Source organism: Amycolatopsis sp. NBC_00438, from assembly GCF_036026695.1.
Lineage (GTDB): Bacteria > Actinomycetota > Actinomycetes > Mycobacteriales > Pseudonocardiaceae > Amycolatopsis.
Map to the genome: position 1 here is coordinate 3,197,249 of NZ_CP107923.1, position 17,151 is coordinate 3,214,399.

The 17,151-nt window shown below is 72.8% G+C and carries 15 protein-coding genes; 8 read left to right on the forward strand and 7 right to left on the reverse strand.

What is annotated here, in order from left to right; translation table 11 throughout:
* The first annotated feature begins 137 nt into the window (after window positions 1-137).
* Window positions 138-2,951 (forward strand): glycoside hydrolase family 2 TIM barrel-domain containing protein, encoded by a 2,814-nt coding sequence (locus OG494_RS14045; protein WP_328455699.1) that lies wholly within the window; start codon window positions 138-140, stop codon window positions 2,949-2,951.
* A gap of 60 nt (window positions 2,952-3,011) precedes the next feature.
* Complete coding sequence (locus tag OG494_RS14050; protein ID WP_328455701.1) at window positions 3,012-3,632, forward strand: hypothetical protein; 621 nt, start codon at window positions 3,012-3,014, stop codon at window positions 3,630-3,632.
* A gap of 18 nt (window positions 3,633-3,650) precedes the next feature.
* Here the strand turns inward: OG494_RS14050 and OG494_RS14055 are convergent, their stop codons facing one another.
* A complete protein-coding gene (locus OG494_RS14055) occupies window positions 3,651-4,340 on the reverse strand; it encodes a TetR family transcriptional regulator (RefSeq protein WP_328455703.1) in 690 nt (229 codons plus the stop codon).
* A gap of 90 nt (window positions 4,341-4,430) precedes the next feature.
* On the opposite strand from OG494_RS14055, the gene OG494_RS14060 reads away from it, so the two are divergent.
* Window positions 4,431-5,576 (forward strand): FAD-dependent monooxygenase, encoded by a 1,146-nt coding sequence (locus OG494_RS14060; RefSeq protein ID WP_328455705.1) that lies wholly within the window; start codon window positions 4,431-4,433, stop codon window positions 5,574-5,576.
* A gap of 110 nt (window positions 5,577-5,686) precedes the next feature.
* Here OG494_RS14060 and OG494_RS14065 read toward each other — a convergent pair whose 3' ends face one another.
* Complete coding sequence (locus OG494_RS14065; protein ID WP_328455707.1) at window positions 5,687-6,364, reverse strand: NUDIX hydrolase; 678 nt, start codon at window positions 6,362-6,364, stop codon at window positions 5,687-5,689.
* An 85-nt stretch (window positions 6,365-6,449) separates the two neighbouring features.
* Here OG494_RS14065 and OG494_RS14070 point away from each other — a divergent pair, with 85 nt between their 5' ends.
* The 5 genes from OG494_RS14070 (at window position 6,450) to OG494_RS14090 (ending at window position 10,947) form a co-directional block, all read left to right on the forward strand.
* The gene (locus OG494_RS14070; RefSeq protein ID WP_328455709.1) at window positions 6,450-7,451 is read left to right on the forward strand and encodes an SPFH domain-containing protein; all 1,002 of its coding nucleotides are present in this window, start codon (window positions 6,450-6,452) and stop codon (window positions 7,449-7,451) included.
* The gene (locus tag OG494_RS14075; RefSeq protein WP_328455711.1) at window positions 7,448-8,317 is read left to right on the forward strand and encodes a hypothetical protein; all 870 of its coding nucleotides are present in this window, start codon (window positions 7,448-7,450) and stop codon (window positions 8,315-8,317) included. The genes OG494_RS14070 and OG494_RS14075 overlap by 4 nt, the downstream gene beginning before the upstream one ends.
* Before the next feature lie 140 nt (window positions 8,318-8,457).
* Window positions 8,458-8,763 carry a DUF6403 family protein gene (locus OG494_RS14080; protein WP_328455713.1) on the forward strand — a complete coding sequence of 102 codons (306 nt, stop codon included), beginning with the start codon at window positions 8,458-8,460 and terminating at the stop codon, window positions 8,761-8,763.
* Complete coding sequence (locus OG494_RS14085; protein WP_328455715.1) at window positions 8,756-10,081, forward strand: hypothetical protein; 1,326 nt, start codon at window positions 8,756-8,758, stop codon at window positions 10,079-10,081. The genes OG494_RS14080 and OG494_RS14085 overlap by 8 nt, the downstream gene beginning before the upstream one ends.
* Window positions 10,078-10,947, forward strand: a complete 870-nt coding sequence (locus OG494_RS14090) for a hypothetical protein (RefSeq protein WP_328455718.1) — start codon at window positions 10,078-10,080, stop codon at window positions 10,945-10,947. The genes OG494_RS14085 and OG494_RS14090 overlap by 4 nt, the downstream gene beginning before the upstream one ends.
* On the opposite strand, the gene OG494_RS14095 is transcribed toward OG494_RS14090, so the two are convergent.
* The 5 genes from OG494_RS14095 to OG494_RS14115 all read right to left on the reverse strand — a co-directional run bounded on the left by OG494_RS14095 (window position 10,935) and on the right by OG494_RS14115 (window position 17,084).
* Window positions 10,935-13,157: a glycoside hydrolase family 15 protein gene (locus tag OG494_RS14095; protein ID WP_328455720.1), complete on the reverse strand. Its 2,223-nt coding sequence runs from the start codon at window positions 13,155-13,157 to the stop codon at window positions 10,935-10,937. The two genes, OG494_RS14090 and OG494_RS14095, sit on opposite strands and share 13 nt — an antisense overlap.
* A gap of 258 nt (window positions 13,158-13,415) precedes the next feature.
* The gene (locus tag OG494_RS14100; protein ID WP_328455722.1) at window positions 13,416-14,114 is read right to left on the reverse strand and encodes a TetR/AcrR family transcriptional regulator; all 699 of its coding nucleotides are present in this window, start codon (window positions 14,112-14,114) and stop codon (window positions 13,416-13,418) included.
* A 35-nt stretch (window positions 14,115-14,149) separates the two neighbouring features.
* Window positions 14,150-15,250: a glycerate kinase gene (locus OG494_RS14105; RefSeq protein WP_328455724.1), complete on the reverse strand. Its 1,101-nt coding sequence runs from the start codon at window positions 15,248-15,250 to the stop codon at window positions 14,150-14,152.
* Window positions 15,247-15,624, reverse strand: coding sequence for an allophanate hydrolase-related protein (locus OG494_RS14110; RefSeq protein ID WP_328455726.1), 378 nt, complete (start codon window positions 15,622-15,624; stop codon window positions 15,247-15,249). Before OG494_RS14110 ends, OG494_RS14105 begins: the two co-directional genes overlap by 4 nt.
* A gap of 8 nt (window positions 15,625-15,632) precedes the next feature.
* Window positions 15,633-17,084, reverse strand: coding sequence for an NCS2 family permease (locus tag OG494_RS14115; protein ID WP_328455728.1), 1,452 nt, complete (start codon window positions 17,082-17,084; stop codon window positions 15,633-15,635).
* Between the last annotated feature and the right edge of the window lie 67 nt (window positions 17,085-17,151).

Here is a 17,151-nt window from a genome sequence, read left to right on the forward strand (position 1 = left end):
CCTCCTCGACGGCAACCCCGAGCCGCGAGGAGGCCTTCACGCGTCCGAGCCCCCGGCGGGGCATACTCGGTCGTCGGCGGGTGGGGATCCACGACGTCGCCCGCACGGCCGGCGCCATGAAGGGCTGAAAGGACGTCATGTCGTACGTTGAAGACCCGGCCCCCGGCCACGGCTCGGTGCCGCCGCGCGCGGCTTTCACCTCCGACGCCCCGGCGCTGTCGCTGAGCGGCACCTGGCGGTTCCGGCTCTCCCCCGCCGTCGCCGCGGCACCCCGCGGCGTCGAGCGCGACGACTTCGACGACTCGGCGTGGGACGAGCTGCCGGTCCCGTCGATGTGGCAGCTGCACGGGTACGGCAAACCCGCCTACACGAACGTGCACTACCCGTTCCCGGTCGACCCGCCGCACGTGCCGTCGGACAACCCGACCGGTGACCACCGGCGGCGGTTCGACCTGCCCGCGTCGTGGCCCGCCGGGCCCGCGGTGCTGCGCTTCGACGGGATCGACTCGTGCGCCCGGATCTGGCTCAACGGCACCGAACTCGGCGTCACGAAGGGCAGCCGGCTGCCGTCGGAGTTCGAGGTCGGGCCGCTGCTGCGGCCGCGGGACAACGTCCTGGCCGTGCGCGTGCACCAGTGGTCGGCCGGCAGCTACCTCGAAGACCAGGACATGTGGTGGCTGTCCGGGATCTTCCGCGACGTCACGCTGCTGGCCCGGCCGGCCGGCGGGATCGGCGACTACTGGGTCCGCGCGGACTACGACCACACCACCGGGCTCGGCACGGTCCGCGTCGAGACCGACGCCGACGCGCTGCTCAGCATCCCCGAGTTGGGGGTGTCGGATCACCCTGCCGGGTTACCGCTGGAGCTGCCGGTCGAGCCCTGGAGCGCGGAGTCGCCGCGGCTGTACGACGGCTCGCTGACCACGGCGGCCGAGCGGGTTCCGGTGCGGATCGGGTTCCGGACCGTGACGATCGACGACGGGCAGCTGAAGGTCAACGGCCGCCGGCTGCTGCTGCGCGGGGTGAACCGGCACGAGCACCACCCCCGCACCGGCCGGGTCGTGCCGCGCGACGTCGCGCTGGCCGACGTCCTGCTCATGAAGCGGCACCACATCAACGCCGTCCGGACCAGTCACTACCCGCCGGACCCGGCGTTCCTCGAGCTGTGCGACGAGTACGGCCTCTGGGTGATCGACGAGTGCGACCTGGAGACGCACGGCTTCGGACCGCTGGACTGGGAGGGCAACCCGAGCGCCGAGCCGCTGTGGGCCGACGCCTACCTCGACCGGATGCGGCGCACGGTCGAGCGGGACAAGAACCGGCCGAGCGTGATCCTCTGGTCGCTCGGCAACGAGAGCCACACCGGGCCGAACCTCGCACGGATGGCCGAGTGGACGCGCCACCGCGACCCGACCCGGCCGGTGCACTACGAGGGCGACCACGACTGCTCCTATGTGGACGTCCACAGCCGGATGTACGCGACCCACGCCGAGGTCGAGTCGATCGGGCTCCGCGAGGACGGCAACGCGCGGCGGCGTGACCTGCCGTTCCTCCTCTGCGAATACGGGCACGCGATGGGCAACGGCCCGGGCGGCCTGCTGGAGTACCGGGAGCTGTTCGAGCGGTACCCGAACTGCCAGGGCGGGTTCGTCTGGGAGTGGCTCGACCACGGCCTGCTCGCCGGTGACCACTTCGCCTACGGCGGCGACTTCGGCGAGACGATCCACGACGGCAACTTCGTCATCGACGGGCTCGTCTTCCCCGACCGGACGCCGTCGCCGGGCCTTGGGGAGTTCGCCAAAATCATCGAACCGGTCCGGATCGAAGCCGGTGCCGACGGCGTCCGGGTGTCGAACCACTACGACTTCGTGAGCACCGCGCACCTCACGTTCACCTGGGTCCTGGAGGACGAGGGGATCGCTGTCGCGGACGGCGTTCTCGACGTCCCTGTCGTCCACTCCGGACAGAGCGTCGGCGTTCCCCTCCCCCGGTTGCCCGTGACCCGTGGGGAAAGCTGGCTGACGGTTTCGGCGTCGCTGACATCGGCGGCCGCGTGGGCGCCGGCCGGCCACGTCGTCGGCTGGGGTCAGCTGCCGGTGTCGCCCGCGCCCGCCGTCGAGCGACCGGCGCGTCGCGGCCCGGTGTTCCGCACCGCCGGCCGGCTGCTGCTGGGTGCCGGCGAGTTCGACCCGGTGATGGGCCGAATGACCGCGCTCGGCGGCCACCCGGTGCACGGGCCGCGGCTCGACCTCTGGCGGGCGACCACGGACAACGACCGCGCCGAGTCGGCTTCGGAGTGGCGGGAGGCGGGGCTGCACCGGCTGCAGCACCGGGTGATCGCCGTCGACGCCGACGGGGACGACCTGGTCGTGCGCACCCGGGTCGCGCCGCCCGCTCAGGCATTCGGGCTGTTCGCGGACTACACGTGGACGGCTCTCGAAGAGGGGTTGCGGCTGCGCGTCGAGATCACGCCCGACGGACTCGAGGGCACGCTCCCCCGGCTCGGTCTGGCGATGGCGGTCCCCGGCTCGCTGGGCACGGCGGAGTGGTTCGGCGGCGGCCCCGGCGAGGCGTACCCGGACAGCCGCCAGGCGGCGCGGATCGGCCGGTTCTCCCGCAGTGTCGACGGCCTGCAGACGCCGTACGTCTTCCCGCAGGAGAACGGCAACCGCGTCGACGTCCGCTGGCTGCGCCTGACGGACGCGGAAGGCACCGGGATCCGCGTCGACGGCGACCCGTCGTTCGACTTCACCGCCCGCCGCTGGACGGCGGCCGCGCTCGAAGCCGCGCGGCACACGCCCGATCTGACGGCGGGCGACCTGGTGCACCTGACCCTCGACGTCGCCCAGCACGGCCTCGGCTCGGCGTCCTGCGGGCCGGGGGTGCTGCCGCGGTACCGGCTGGTGGCGCGGAAGACGGAGTTCACGCTGAGCTTCGGTGTCGCAAATTGAGACCGCCGGGGCGCGCCGGATGCGGTGTGGTGGAGGTTCAGAGCGACAGGAGCGTCCCGGATGACCCAGCCCACGACCGCCCCTTCGAGCGCCCGGCTGCTGGCGACGCCCGGTGCCCTGGGCCTGGCCGATCTCGTCGGGATCTTCGACGACCTGCAGTTCACGCTGAAGTGCTGCGAACGGCTGGTGGCCGAGCTCGAACGGCCCCCGGGCCGGCTGGACGCCGTGCTGGTCGAGGCGCTGTGGGTGTCCGCGCTGAACTCGTACGCGCGCTGCTTCCGCACCGGTGACCGCGGCATGGGCCTGACCGTCGAGGACGTCAAGGCCACCGAGGTGCCGGGCGAGGTCGCCGAGTGGCACGAACTGCTCGGCCGGATCCGCGACTTCGCGATCGACGGCGCGGTCAATCCGCGTGAGGACTACTCGGTCGGCGTCTCACAATCCGAGGCCGGTAAAGCCGCGGGCATCGTCATCACCTCGGCTTTGCGGCCGCTGGTGGACGACGTGACGGTCCGCCAGACCGGCCGGCTGGCCTTCGAGCTGAGCCGCCTGGTCGACGAGCGGATCAAGGAGCAGCAGCAGAAGGTGTTCACGGCCGCCGAGCGGATGACGGCGGAGCAGCTCTCCGCGCTGCCCGCCATCGAGGTCGCCGTGGACCCGGCCGCCGCGCCGTCTCAATAAGTCTCATAAGTCGTCTCACTATTCCGCGTCCGGCAGGTGCCGGTAGATCGTCGCGCGGGAGACGCCCAGCGCCGTCGCGATGTCGGCTGCCGGGTGGCCGGCGTCGTACAGGCGGTGGGCTGCCTCGATCGTCTCCGGGCTCATCACGCTCGGCCGGCCCCGGCGGCCGCGTGACGTCGGCGGGGTACCGAACAGCCGGGCCACGCCGTCCAGGACCGCGACGCGCAGTTCCTCGACCGGCGCGTCGGCGAACAGGACCACCGGGTCACTGAGCATCGCGATCGCCTGTGCCGCGCGGACCTGGGCCGCCAAATCCGCGTCCGGGCCCGCGACCAGCACGTTCGCCTTCAGCATGCCGTCGCGGAAGCGCTCGAACACCGCCTTCGACGCCGTCAGGCCGAGGTCCCGCAGGTTCATCCGCAGCAGGTAGCGGTGGCTCAGCCACACGTCGAGGACGCCCTCGATCGCCGCGGCGCGCGGGTCGGCGGCGGCCTCGGCCTTCTCCATCGTCGCCTCGAGGTCGTCGAGCAGCGGCTCGGCCAGCGCCGTGACGATGTCGGCCTTGCCGGGGAAGTGGTAGAGCACCGCGGTCTTGGTGACGCCGACGCGTTCGGCCAGCTCACGCACCGACGTCGCGTGGTAGCCGCGCTCCGAGAACTCTTCGAGCGCGGCGCGCAGGATCCGGGCGCGGGTGTCGGCCTCCGTCATCCCCCGAGCCTAGCCGCTTGCCTGACCGCCGGACAGTGGCGTACCGTCACGACTGACCGATGGTCAGGAACATCATCCAGGGGGAACATAATGAACGAGCAGACGGTACTGATCTCCGGCGCCGGCGTCGCCGGGCCGACACTGGCCTACTGGCTGGCCCGCGCGGGCTACCGGCCGACCGTGGTCGAACGCGCCAAGGGGTTGCGCTCGAGCGGCAGCCCGGTCGACGTCCGCGGGCCCGCCACGCACGTAGCGGCCGAAATGGGCATCACCGCGAAGCTGCGCGAAGCGAGCACCGACGTCACGGCGTTGAAGTTCGTCGACGACGCGGGCCGGCGCACCGGACGGGTGGCCACGAGCGTGCTGGGCAGCGGCGACGACGTCGAACTGTCGCGTACGGATCTCGCGGCGATCCTTTATGGGACGGCGGCGGACCGCGCCGAGTTCGTCTTCCACGACTCGATCACCGAGCTGCACCAGGACGACGGCGGCGTCGACGTCACCTTCGAGCGAGGTACGCCGCGGCGCTTCGACCTGGTGATCGGCTCGGACGGCCTGCACTCGGGGGTGCGGCGGCTGGCGTTCGGGCCGGAGGCGGCGTTCGTCGAGCACATGGGCGTCTACATCGCGACGCTGCCGCTGGCCGAGCCGCCCGCCGACCGCACCGAGCTGGTCATGTACAACTCGCCGGGCCGGGCGGTCGCGGTCCACCCGGCACGCGGCCACGCGATCGCGGCGTTCATGTTCCGCGGCGCCGGGGTGCCGGGGTTCGACTACCGGGACACCGCGCGGCACAAGGAAATGCTCGCCGAGGCGTACGCCGGCGCGGGCTGGCGCGTGCCCGGCCTGCTGGAGCAGGTCCGCGACGCCGACGACCTGTACTTCGACTCGGTGAGCCGCGTCCGGATGGACCGCTGGGCCACGGGCCGGATCGTCCTGGCAGGCGACGCCGCTTCGTGCGTCTCCCTCTTCGGCGACGGTTCGACCTTGGCGATGGCGGGCGCGTACACGCTGGCGCAGGAGCTGGGCCGGACGCCGGCCGACCCGGCAGCGGCGTTCCGGCGGTACGAAGCCGAACACCGCAAGCTGGTGGAACCCAAGCAGCGCAACGTCTCCGCGGCCGCGGCCATGCTGATCCCGGCCACGCGAAGGGGTCTCGTGGCCCGCAACCTCGGCACACGCCTGCTGCCGCTGGTGTCCGCGGCCCGCCGGCTCGTGCCCGCGCGAGCGGCCTGACCGCAACCAGTGTTCGGCGGCGACTCTCCAGGAGCATGTGCGTGCGCCACCCGATTTCGCCGGGCGACCGCCGGTCAGGCGTCAGGTCATCGAACTCCGGCAGACGTGCGTCAGCCGCGCAGCATCGGCGGGTACAGCAGTTCCGCCTTCCCGCGCCGGTACAGCTGCGCCGGGCGCCCGCCGTCGCGGGTGGTCGTGCGGCCGGTCGGTTCCAGGAGCCCGTCCGCGCCCGTCACCTTGCGGTGGAAGTTGCGGGGGTCGAGGCGGGTGTCCCAGACCAGGTCGTAGACCCGGCGCAGCTCGGCGACCGTGAACTCCGGTGGGCAGAACGCCGTCGCCAGCGGTGAGTACTCCAGCTTCGCGCGGGCGCGCTCCAAGCCGTCCGCGAGGATCCGGTCGTGGTCGAAGGCCAGCTTTTCGGCGGCCAGCGAGCGGACCGGGGCCCAGCGGGCCTCCGCGGCGTCGGTGCCCGCGCGCGGGGTCGGGAGGTCGGGGGCCAGCGCCAGGTAGGCCACCGTGACGACACGCATCCTCGGGTCGCGGTCCGGGGCGCCGTAGCCGGCGAGCTGTTCGATGTGGACGGTGCCCGGCGCCAGGCCCGTCTCCTCCGCCAGCTCGCGGCGGGCCGCTTCCTCGAGGTCCTCGTCCTCCCGGACGAAGCCGCCGGGCAACGCCCAGCCGCCGAGGAACGGCTCCACTCCCCTGCGGACCACGAGGGCGCACAGCTCGTCCCCGGTCAGGGTGAGCACGACGAGGTCGGCGGTGACGGCGAACGGCGGGTGACCCATGCCACCACCTTAGCCGGTAATCGTCAGCTTGACGATTAGGCCGTCGACCCCATATCGTCATCTCGACGATAAGAGGAGGTTCCAGATGGCCGACATCAACCGCCGGTTCGGGTTCCGGCACCTGCGCGGCGCCCCGACCGTGCACATCCGCCACTACCGCCGCGGCAAGCTCGCGCACGACGGGCTCGGGCTGTCGTTCTGGTACCGGCCGCTCACCGCGGTCGTCTCGGAGGTGCCGGTCGACGACCGCGAGCTGCCGCTGCTGTTCCACGCCCGCACGGCCGACTTCCAGGACGTCACCGTGCAGCTCGCGCTGACCTTCCGGATCGTGGACCCGGCGCTGGCCGCGCAGCGGATCGACTTCTCGATCGACCCCGACACCGGGCGCTGGAGAAGCGACCCCCTCGCCCAGATCAGCGGGCTGCTCACCGAGAACGTCCAGCAGTACGCGGTCGAGGTGCTCACCCGCACTCCCCTGGCCACCGCGCTCGTCGACGGCGTCGGCGCCGTCCGCGACCGGATCCGCGCCGCGCTCGCCGACGAGGACACCCGCCTCTCGCAGACCGGCTCGGCGGTGCTCGACGTCCGCGTCGTCTCCATCCGCGCCGAGCCGGAGGTCGAGAAAGCCCTGCAGACGACGGCGCGGGAGAAGGTGCAGCAGGAGGCCGACCGGGCGACGTTCGAGCGGCGCGCGCTGGCCGTGGAGCGCGAGCGGGCGATCAGCGAGAACGAGCTGCAGAGCCAGATCGAGCTGGCCCGCCGCGAAGAGCAGCTGCTTGCCCAGCGCGGCGCGAACGCCCGGCGGCAGGCCGAAGAGGCCGCGCAGGCCAACCGGATCGACACCGAGGCGCAGGCGTCGCGGGAGGAGCGGTTGACGCAGGTCAAGGCCGACGGCAAGCGGGCGCTCGGCGAAGCGGAAGCGGCCGGTGAGGCGGCCCGGCTGGCGGCCTACCGTGACCTGCCGGAAGGCGTGCTCACCGGGCTGGCGCTCAAGGAGCTGGCCGGGAACCTGCCGCAGATCGACAGCCTGGTGCTCACGCCGGACCTGCTCACGCCGCTGCTGACCAAGCTGGGCGTGCGGTCGTGAGCCTCGCCCCGCGCGTCGTGCTGGTGCACCGGCGCACCGAGCTGGACGAGCTGCTCGCCCGGCACGGCACCCGCGGCCAGGCGGAGTTCTTCCTGCGCACGCGCGGCCGTGACCTGGCGGAGGTGACCGAGGCGGACGCGGCCGTGCGTGCGGCTCTGTCCGCGGCGTCGGCGGCGATCCCGCTCGATTGGCGACGCGGCGACGTCGAACGCGGCGACCTCTCGCGGTTCCTGTTCACCCCCGAGGACGTCGTCGTCGTGGTCGGGCAGGACGGGCTGATCGCCAACGTCGCCAAGTACCTCGACGGCCAGCCGGTCATCGGGATCGCGCCGGGCGCGCCCGGCGTCCTGGTGCGGCACCCGGCCGCCGCGGTCGCGGACCTGGTGCGCGCCACCGGGAACGTCGAGCACCGGACGATGGCCGAGTTCACCGCGGACGACGGCCAGCGGCTGCTGGCGCTCAACGAGATCTACCTCGGGCACGCCGGGCACCAGACGGCCCGCTACCGGCTGGGAGTCGGTGGCGGGCCGGCGGAACGGCAGGCGTCGTCGGGAATCCTGGTCGGCACGGGCACCGGCGCGACCGGCTGGTGCGGCTCGGTGTGGCAGGAACGCCGCAGCCCGCTGCGCCTGCCGGCCCCCGGCGAGACCCGGCTGGTCTGGTTCGTCCGGGAAGCGTGGCCGTCGCCGACGACCGGGACGTCGCACACCGAAGGCGAGCTGACCTCGGCACCGCTGACGGTCGAGGTCGAGTCGGACCGCCTGGTCGCGTTCGGCGACGGCCTGGAGACGGACAGCGTCACCCTGACGCGCGGGCAGAAAGCGACGTTCGTCCCGGCGGCGAAGACCGTCCACTTGGTCCGGTGACGGCCGGCCCGGCACGCCGAGGGGGCGCGCCGGTCCGGTCCGAGCCGCCTGGGACACGATGCGGCAACGTTGTCACATTCGCGGGGCCGGACCGCCAGAATGATCTCCTCGGCGAAGATCAAGGCTCGAAGGTGGACCGGATGACGTGGGTGGTGTGGGTGCTCGCCGCGGTGCTGGTCGTCGCGGCCGGGTCCGGGGTGGTCGCCGTGCCGCGGCTGCGCGAGCGGGACCTGCGCCGGCGGACCGCCTGGTCGGCGGCGCGGGCCGCGATCGACAGCGCCGGGGTGAGCCGGGACGCCGCGACGGACCCCCAGCCCGAAGCCGAGCAGCTGCTGGCCCGCGCCGAGACCATCGCCGCCGCGCAGGGCGGTCCGCGAGCGGCCCGGGCGGCGCGGGACCACGCGCGGCGGGCCGACGCGCTCTGGCGGGCGGCCGCCCGTGGCTGACCGGATTCGCTGGATCCTGCTCGCCGTCGCCGGGGCCGTGCTCGTGACGTTCCTCCTGGTGCAGCAGCAGAGCACCGACGTCAGCTACGGGCAGGCGCCCGCGGCGAGCGACCCGATCCCCGAGGGGTCGGCCGGCGAGCTGAGCGGCGCCACCGTCCCCTCGGCCGAGCAGCTGAGGGCGATGGTCAAGGACTCCCCCGTCGTGCGGCTGCCCGGGGCGATCGCGACCTGGGACGACCAGGCGGTGAAGGCCGCGGCCGGCAGCGCCGGCGTCCGCGTCGTCGTGGCGCCGCCCGGCCTGCCGAAAGACGCCCGCGCCCGGGTGAAGGACGTCGAGGACGCGACCGTCCAGGTGATCGGCACCGAGGTCACCGGCGGGGCGCTGCAGGCTTCGCCCGACCGCGCGTCCGAGTGGATCCACCAGTTCGCCACCGGTGACGTCACGGAGTCGCTGACCACCCTGGCCGCCCACCTGAACCACCAGCCGGACGCGCCGGACCAGCCGGCCCTCGCCCGGCGCGACCCGAACGCCGGCGAGCTCGCCGACGTCACCGCGCAGCTGCGCGGCACCGGCCGGTTCATCGCCCCGGGCGCGACGCTGAAGGATCCGCCCGCGACGACGGCCGCGTTCCCCGGCGCACAGCCGCTGTACGTCGCTCTGCCGCAGCAGCCGGCCGGGCAGCCGCTCGTCCGCTTCGGCCCGGCGCTGGCGAAGGAGTTCCCCGGCCGGCCGATCGTGGTGATGTACGGCCAGTGGGTCGAGTACGACGGCCCGTCGGCCGCCGCGTTCGCCGACGTCGCGACCGCGAGCTTCTACGGCCAGTTCGCCGACCGGCTCAGCACCTACGCCTACCCGCAGCGCAACGTCCTGGGCGCCTGGCTCAACCGCGTCACGGCCATCCGCTACGCCGGGCTGTTCGACCGCCCGCTGCCCTACACCCCGTTCGACCCGCTCCGGGTCGCGCTGCCCGCGCTGCCGTGGCTGTTCGCCGCCTGCGCGGTCGGGTTCCTCGCCCTTTCGGCCCGCCGGATGACGCGGCCGGGCCGGCCCGCCGGCACCCGGGTGCCGGCCCGCCTGACCGGGCTGACCGCGCTCGCCGTCGAGATCTCGGGGCTCACCGGCGGCGCGTCGGCCACGTCGCTCACCCGCGGGATCACCCAGCTGACGGCGGCGCGCGAGGCGTTCGACAAGAAGCTGCCGGACAGGCACGTGCACGGCCTGCTCGACGCGGCCGAGTCCGATTTGGACACCACGGCCGGGTTGCTGGACCGCCCGGAGTACCGGCCGGCCGAGTTCCTGCGGGGGAGGCTCGCGTGAAGCGCTTTTTCCGTTCCGCGTTCGGGATCGCCGTGCTCGGCTGCCTCGTGCTGGCGGGCTGGGCGGTGTGGTCGGCGGAGGTGTTCGACGGGCCGGTCGCCCGGCAGCTGCGGACGGCGTCGGTGTACGCCGCCCCCGGCGTCGCGATCGACCGGCCGGCCGCCGAACGCGTGATCGGCAACCGGCGGCTGGTCGTGGGTTTCCTCGCGCCGGGCGCGGACCTGAGCGACGCGTGCGACAGCCTGGGCGGCGCGGTCGACGGCACCCTGGCCGTGATGCTCAGCCGCGACGGCGACGACTTCGAGAAGTACGGCTGCTCCCGGCTGCCCGGGAGCGACGACGAGAACTTCGGCAAGGCCTTCGTCGCGGAAACGATGATCGGCAACGGCATCGACGCCTTCGCCGACCGCCCGGTGGACGCGCTGAAGGTGCTGGTCGTCAACTACGACCTGCTGGTGCACTCCGGCGCGATCCCCGACGGCGGCCGCACGGTCAGCCCGTCGCTGCCGCGCTACCTGGTCGCCGCCGCCGCGGTCGTGGCCGTGGTGCTGGGCTCGCTGGCGCTCTACCTCGCCGCCCGCCGGACCGCGCGCACGGCCCTGGCCCGGCAGGAACGCCGTGACGCGGAAGCGGACGCGCGGACGGAACTGTCGGCGGCCGCGGCCGTGCTGGCCCAGGAGATCATCGACCTGGACAAGCGCTACGCGCGGGAGAAGAGCGCGAGCAAGTTCGGCCGCGGCTACCGGAGCCTGGTGTCGGACTACGCGTTGCTGCTGCCGGACCTCGGCCGGGAGACGCCCGAGCTGCGGGCCCGGGTCGAGAAACTGCTGACCCGGGCCCGGAAACTGGGTGCTCAGGTGCCGTAGCGGGCCTTGACGATCGACGGCGTGTCGAGGTTGTGGCCCGCGTCCATGTTCTGCGCGAGCCGGAGGTACTGGCCCTCCGCCCACATCAACGGGCCCGCGCTGCCGGTCGGGCGGCCGAGGCCGAAGCAGCCGACGTCGGCGCGGTCCCAGACCTGCTCCGGGACGAAGTAGCCGTCGTTGGCCGAGTCCGCCATCGACTTGAGGTAGACCGCCGCCGACCGGCCGTTGGCCAGTTCGTACTGGCCGCGCTCCCCCGACAGCACCGGCCACAGCCGCCCGAACCGCTGCGCGCCGCCCGCGGGCCAGCCCGTGCAGTTCGACGTGCTCTCGCCGTAGTTGTCGTGGGCGTAGCGGTGGAAGTAGACGTCGCCGTTCGGCAAGGTCACCTGCACCGCCGAGTTGCCGTCGGACGCGGCGGCCGTCGGGGCGACCGAATTCGCGATCGTGGGGTCGTTCGCCGGGCGGACGCCCAGGCGCACCAGGTCAAGGAAACCGAAATCGGTGACGTCGTGCTCGTAGAAGCAGCCTTCGTCGAAGCAGATCGTGCCGGTGTCGTTCGGGTTGCCGCTGCGGTCGAGGCGTTCGTAGTACGTGTGGCCGCCCCAGTAGCCGGACGTCGTGACCGTCCAGCCGGCCAGGGAGTTGCGCCACGAGTCCGCAGTGGACTCCCACGACGTCGCGCTCGCGGTGTCGCCGTTGGCCCGCGCGATCGCGCCCGCGGCGACGAGCCCGGCGATCTCGGCGGCGATCGACGACGGCGACTTGCCGTACTGCTCCTCCCACCGCTCGGTGGTGTCCGGCCCGGTCGCGACGATGTGGTTCGCCGTCGTCTTGACCTTCGCGTAGGTCGAGGCGTCGGTGACGCCGGTCAGCCAGGCCAGCAGGATCGCGTCGGCGTCCTGGTCGAGCTGTTCGCAGCAGCCGAGCTGCTGCGCACTCGCCCCGGCGACACCGGAAACCGGACTGTAGCGCGGGAACGAACCCGCCGGGTACGTCACGCCGTCACCCGCGGTCGGGCTGCCGATCCACTGCGAGTTCCACAGGAACTGGGCCATCCGCTTGGCCTGCGCGGTGTCGCCGGCGGCGAGCAGGCCGGTCGCCTGCTGGTAGAGGTCACGGCCCCAGACGCGGTGGTAACCGTCGTTGAGCTGATCGCCGTTGGTGTAGTCGCCCCACGGCGTCGCGAGGCCCGCGACGCTCGCGCCCGGGTGCTGCTTGTCCTCGGCGGTCTTGAGCGCCATCGCCGCGACGTAATAGGCGCGACGGCGCTGGGTGTCCCCGGAAACGCTGGCGGGGGCGGGTTTCAGGCTGCCGACGTAGGAGTTCCAGCCGGAGCGGTAGGCACTTGAGGTGGCGGCGAAACCGCTGCTCAGCGACCCGCTCGCGGCCGACGTCGCCGCCGCCGCGGTGCCGCCGTAACCGAGGGCGACGGTGAACGTCGTGTCCGCGCCGACCGGGATCTGTCCACATTGGACGACGTTGCCGGTGCCGGCGATGTTGTCGAACTGGTTGTTCAGGGTCTTGTCGGCGCGCAGGTCGGTCAGGCAGTCGCTGCCGGCGCCGGTGTAGCCGTTGTCGTGCGCGGTGAACCCGGTCGAGACGCGCAGCGCGGAGACGACGGTGGTGGCCGCGCCGCCGAACAGCGTCTCGGTGCCGCTCGCGAGGAGACCGCTGCCATCCCACCAGGCGTTGTCGTGGGCGCCGCCGCCGGCCATCGACGGATTGGCCAGGAGGTAGAGCCGGTAGCTGCCGCCGTCGAGGGACTGGAAGCGGGTGTTCGTGACGAGCGTGGCGCGGGCCGGGTCGGTGACGTAGTCGGTGGTGATCCGGTACTTCCCGCTCTTGGCGGTGTTGGTGACGGTGTACTGCAGCGCCTTCTCGTCGGGCATGGTCACGACGTGGTTGGTGTTGTCGCGTTCCAGGTCGACGAAGCTGGTCCCGTCGGTGACGACGTACTGCATGTCCTGCATGTTCGGGACGTCGGCGCGTGGGTAGAACACCTCCGACGTCACGCCGTTGGCGACGGTGAACCACACCGGGCTCGCCGTCGTCGCCGAGGTGCCGAGGGCGGACTTGTTGCCGGTGGCCCAGGACGCACCACCGCCGCAGCAGTCGGTCGCCGTGCCACTCGCGAGGGCCGTGCCGGGTACGGCTCCGGCGAGCAAGACGCTCGCTCCGGCGCAGGCCAGGACGGCTTTCCACCTGATCATCGGGACCCTCCGACGTCGTTGTCGCAATATGTTGTGGGCCGCAACATATTGAGCCACGGAGCGATGACAGGCAATGTCCGATAGTTCTGAACCGATCCAGCCCTGCGCCCATCACCGGCCCAGCCGTTCCCGACGCTCCACCGGAGTGGCCGACACGTCGCCCGGAACGGCCAACACGGCACCCACGCCGACGCGGAAACCCCCATCCCCCGCGTGTTGGCCACTCCGGGCAGCGTGTTGGCCGGTGCGGGGCGGCGGTCAGGCGTTCGCGATGCGGTCCAGCCATTCGGCCAACAGCACCCGCTCGGCCTCGGTCAACGCTGTTGCCGCGGGGAGGCCGGCGTGCAGGGCGATCGCGCGGCCCGCGAGGTCGTTCGCGCCCGACGGCGCTGTCGCGTCGGTCAGGATCCGGGCCAGCACTGTCTCCCGGGCCGTCGCCGAGAGCTCGGGATCGCGTTCGGCCACCGGCGTCGCGATCTGGGTCAGCACCACACCCATCCCGGTCGCGTGGACGAGCCGGGCCGCGCGTTCGACGCTCACCCGCAGCCGGCCCGCTTCGGCGACTCTCGCGACGATGGCGTGCAGCATCGCTTCGGCCTCCCGCGCCGCCGGGGAGGTGCGGCCCGGGCGGGCGTCGCCGTACATCAGCACGTAGAACTCCGGGCGGGACAAGCCGAACTCGATGTGCAGGTCCCAGCCGCGCCGGAGGTCCTCGACCGCGTCGCCGGTCGAGCCCAGCTCGCGCTTGCTCGCCAGGTACTCGTCGAAGCCGTACGCCGCGACCGCGTCGAGCAGGCCGTCCTTGTCGCCGAAGAGCCGGTACAGCGCCGGCGGCTGGACACCCGCGGCCGCACTCACCGCCCGGGTCGACAAGCCGTCGCGGCCCTCGGCGACCAGCAGGGCCGCCGCGGCCTCGAGGATCCGCACGCGGGTGTCCGCCGCCGTCTTCGTCGCCATGGTTCCGATGATAACAAAACCGGAGTAACAGCTGTTCAGAGCCGGTCCACGGCGACCCGGTGGGCCAGCCGGCGCAGCAGCGTGAAGGCGTCGGCCATGCAACGGGCCGGGTCGGGCTCGAGGTCCGTCAGCGCGTACGCGGCCGAAAGCCCCGCGCCCGGAAGCTCCTCCGCGGACAGCTGACAACGCCCGGCGACGGCGACGCACGGGATGCCCTTGTCCGCCGCGGCCCGGGCGACGCCGGCCGGAGCCTTCCCCGACAGCGTCTGCTGGTCCAGTGATCCCTCGCCGGTGATGACCAGCGAGGCCCCGGCCAGCGCGTCGTCGAAGCCGAGCAGGTCCAGCAGGAGCGCGATCCCGGGCCGCATCCGGGCGCCGAGCACCGCCAACGCGGCGAACCCCACTCCCCCGGCCGCACCCGCGCCCGGCCGGTCGGCGTACTCGGGACCGGCGTGGGACGCCCAGTGCCGCAACGCCTCGTCGAGCACTTCGACGTCGTCCGGCACCGCCCCTTTCTGCGGTCCGTAGACAAAAGCGGCGCCACGGAGACCGAACAGCGGGTTGTCGACGTCACTCGCCAGTTCGATGTCCACTTCGGACAAGCGTGGGTCCAGACCGGACAGATCCAGCGCGGCGAGCCTGCTCAGGGCCGCGCCGCCCGGCGGCAGCTCGTGGCCCGCGCCGTCCAGGAGCCGGGCGCCCAGTGCGGCCAGCATCCCGGCGCCGCCGTCGGTGCAGGCGCTGCCGCCGACGCCGAGCACGATCCGGCGGCAGCCCGCGTTCAGGGCGGCCGCGATGACGTCGCCAGTCCCGGCGCTGGTGGCGGTGAGCGGCTCAGGCGAGCCGGGCAGCCGGTGCAGCCCGGAGGCCTCGGCCAGCTCGACGACGGCCGTGTCGCCGCGCACCGCGTAACAAGCGGTCAACGGCCAGCCGGTCGGCCCGCGCGCCGGCACCCGCACCCGGCGGAAGCCGGCGGCGACGGCCGCCTCGACCGTGCCGTCACCGCCGTCCGCCACCGGGAGGCACCGCACCGCGAGGGCCGGGTGGACGTCGGCGAGGCCCTGGGCCACCGCCGACGCCACCTCGGCCGCGGTCAGCGACCCCTTGAACTTGTCCGGCGCGACGAGGACCTTCACACGCTCGCCTTGTACGCCCGCCAGTCGCCGACCTCGGTGATGTCGCGCAGGGCGACGTGCGAGGTGTAGGGCCGCCGCAGCAGCATCGCGAACGCCGAGCTGCCGTCGGCCAGCTCCACCACACCCAGCTCCAGCTCGTGCGGTTCGGACGGGAGTACCTTGTCCCGCAACGCGTCCAGCGAGACGTCGTACACCTCGCCGGTCACCTCCGCGCCGCCGTGCGACACCGGGTACAGCGCCGGGCACTGCTCGCCGACGGCGTAGAACCGGTACTTCGCCGCGGTCTTCGCCGTCGCGACGAACGGCGATCCGTCCAGCAGGTGGTGCAGGGGCTCGCCACGCATGGCGCCGCCGTTGAAGAACATCAAGGCCATCGGAACTCCTAACGGAAGAGGGCTTCGACGCCGTCGACGGCGAAGTACACCGCGAACACCAGCGCCAGCAGGGAAAGCAGCCAGCCGGCCTCGCGCCACTTGCCGCGGCCGATCTTGATCAGCACGAACGCGATCAGGCCCGCGCCGACGCCGTTGGTGATCGAATAGGTGAACGGGATCAGCGCGGCGGTCAGGAACACCGGGATCGTGTAGTCCGGGTCGTGCCACGGGATGTTGCGGCACTGGGCGACCATCATGCCGCCGATGACGACCAGCGCGGGCGCCGCGGCCTGGGCCGGGACGACCCCCGCCAGCGGGGTGAACAGCAGCGTCCCGGCGAACAGCAGCCCGGTGATGACACTGGCGAGGCCCGTCCGGGCGCCCTCCCCGACGCCGGCAGCGGACTCGAGGAAGACCGTGTTCGGTGACGATCCGGTGACGCCGCCGGCGATCGCGCCCGCGCCGTCGACCAGCAGGATCCGGCCCATCCGCGGCACCTTGCCGTTCTTCGACAGCCCGGCCTCGTCGGAGACGCTGGTGATCGTGCCCATCGCGTCGAAGAACCCGGACAGCACCAGCGTGAACAGGAACACCGTGGCCGCGAGCGCCCCCGCCGAGGCGAACCCGCCGAAGAGGTCGATGTGGCCGAAGAGACCGAAGTCCGGCGCCGCGACGACGTGGTCGGGCAATGCCGGGGAGGTGAGGCCCCAGCCGCCGACGCCGAACCCCTCGTGCAGCACGACGGCGAACACCGTCGCCACGCCGATGCTGATCAGCACCGCGCCCGGCACCTTGCGGGCCATCAGCACGATCATCAGCAGCAGGCCGAAGCAGAACACCACGATCGGCCAGCCGTGCAGGTGCCCGCTCGCCCCGAGGCGCACCGGGACGGTGGTCTCCGCCGCGTCCGGCACCCGGGTCACGAACCCGGCGCTGACCAGGCCGACCAGGGCGATGTAGAGCCCGATACCGACGGTGATCGCCGTCTTGAGCGGCCGCGGGATGGCGTTCATGATCCGCTCGCGGACGCCGCTGACGGCCATCAGCACGATGCAGACGCCCTCCAGCACGACCAGCCCGAACGCCTGGGCCCAGGTCATCGTCGGCGCCATCTGGAACGCGACGATGCCGTTGATGCCGAGGCCAGCGGCCAGCGCGAGCGGCGCGTTGCCGACGAGTCCCATGAGGATGGTCATCACCGCGGCGGCCAGCGCCGTCGCCGTGGTGACCTGCGCGGCGGAGAGCCGGGCGCCGGTGATGTCGGTGGCGGCGCCGAGGATGAGCGGGTTGAGCAGCACGATGTAGGCCATCGCGACGAACGTCGTGAGACCGCCGCGGACTTCGCGGCCGATCGTGCTCTGCCGGGCCCGGATCTCGAAGAGCCGGTCGAGCAGCGTCCTGCGGCCCGGGGGTTCGGGTACTTCGTCGCGTACGGGGTCCTTGATTTCTACCTGGGTCATGCGTCCTGCCCTTGCCGGTGGGTGTGCTCGGCCAGGCCAAGGCACCACACCGTGCCTGGGCGAGCGG

Excerpts from the sequence above, each read along its gene's own strand:
- OG494_RS14080 (WP_328455713.1), top strand. The coding sequence starts at position 8,458 with ATGACGTGGGTGGTGTGGGTGCTCGCCGCGGTGCTGGTCGTCGCGGCC.
- OG494_RS14055 (WP_328455703.1), bottom strand. The coding sequence starts at position 4,340 with ATGACGGAGGCCGACACCCGCGCCCGGATCCTGCGCGCCGCGCTCGAA.
- OG494_RS14100 (WP_328455722.1), bottom strand. The coding sequence starts at position 14,114 with ATGGCGACGAAGACGGCGGCGGACACCCGCGTGCGGATCCTCGAGGCC.
- OG494_RS14065 (WP_328455707.1), bottom strand. The coding sequence starts at position 6,364 with ATGGGTCACCCGCCGTTCGCCGTCACCGCCGACCTCGTCGTGCTCACC.
- OG494_RS14070 (WP_328455709.1), top strand. The coding sequence starts at position 6,450 with ATGGCCGACATCAACCGCCGGTTCGGGTTCCGGCACCTGCGCGGCGCC.
- OG494_RS14060 (WP_328455705.1), top strand. The coding sequence starts at position 4,431 with ATGAACGAGCAGACGGTACTGATCTCCGGCGCCGGCGTCGCCGGGCCG.
- OG494_RS14045 (WP_328455699.1), top strand. The coding sequence starts at position 138 with ATGTCGTACGTTGAAGACCCGGCCCCCGGCCACGGCTCGGTGCCGCCG.
- OG494_RS14115 (WP_328455728.1), bottom strand. The coding sequence starts at position 17,084 with ATGACCCAGGTAGAAATCAAGGACCCCGTACGCGACGAAGTACCCGAA.
- OG494_RS14110 (WP_328455726.1), bottom strand. The coding sequence starts at position 15,624 with ATGGCCTTGATGTTCTTCAACGGCGGCGCCATGCGTGGCGAGCCCCTG.
- OG494_RS14050 (WP_328455701.1), top strand. The coding sequence starts at position 3,012 with ATGACCCAGCCCACGACCGCCCCTTCGAGCGCCCGGCTGCTGGCGACG.
- OG494_RS14095 (WP_328455720.1), bottom strand. The coding sequence starts at position 13,157 with ATGATCAGGTGGAAAGCCGTCCTGGCCTGCGCCGGAGCGAGCGTCTTG.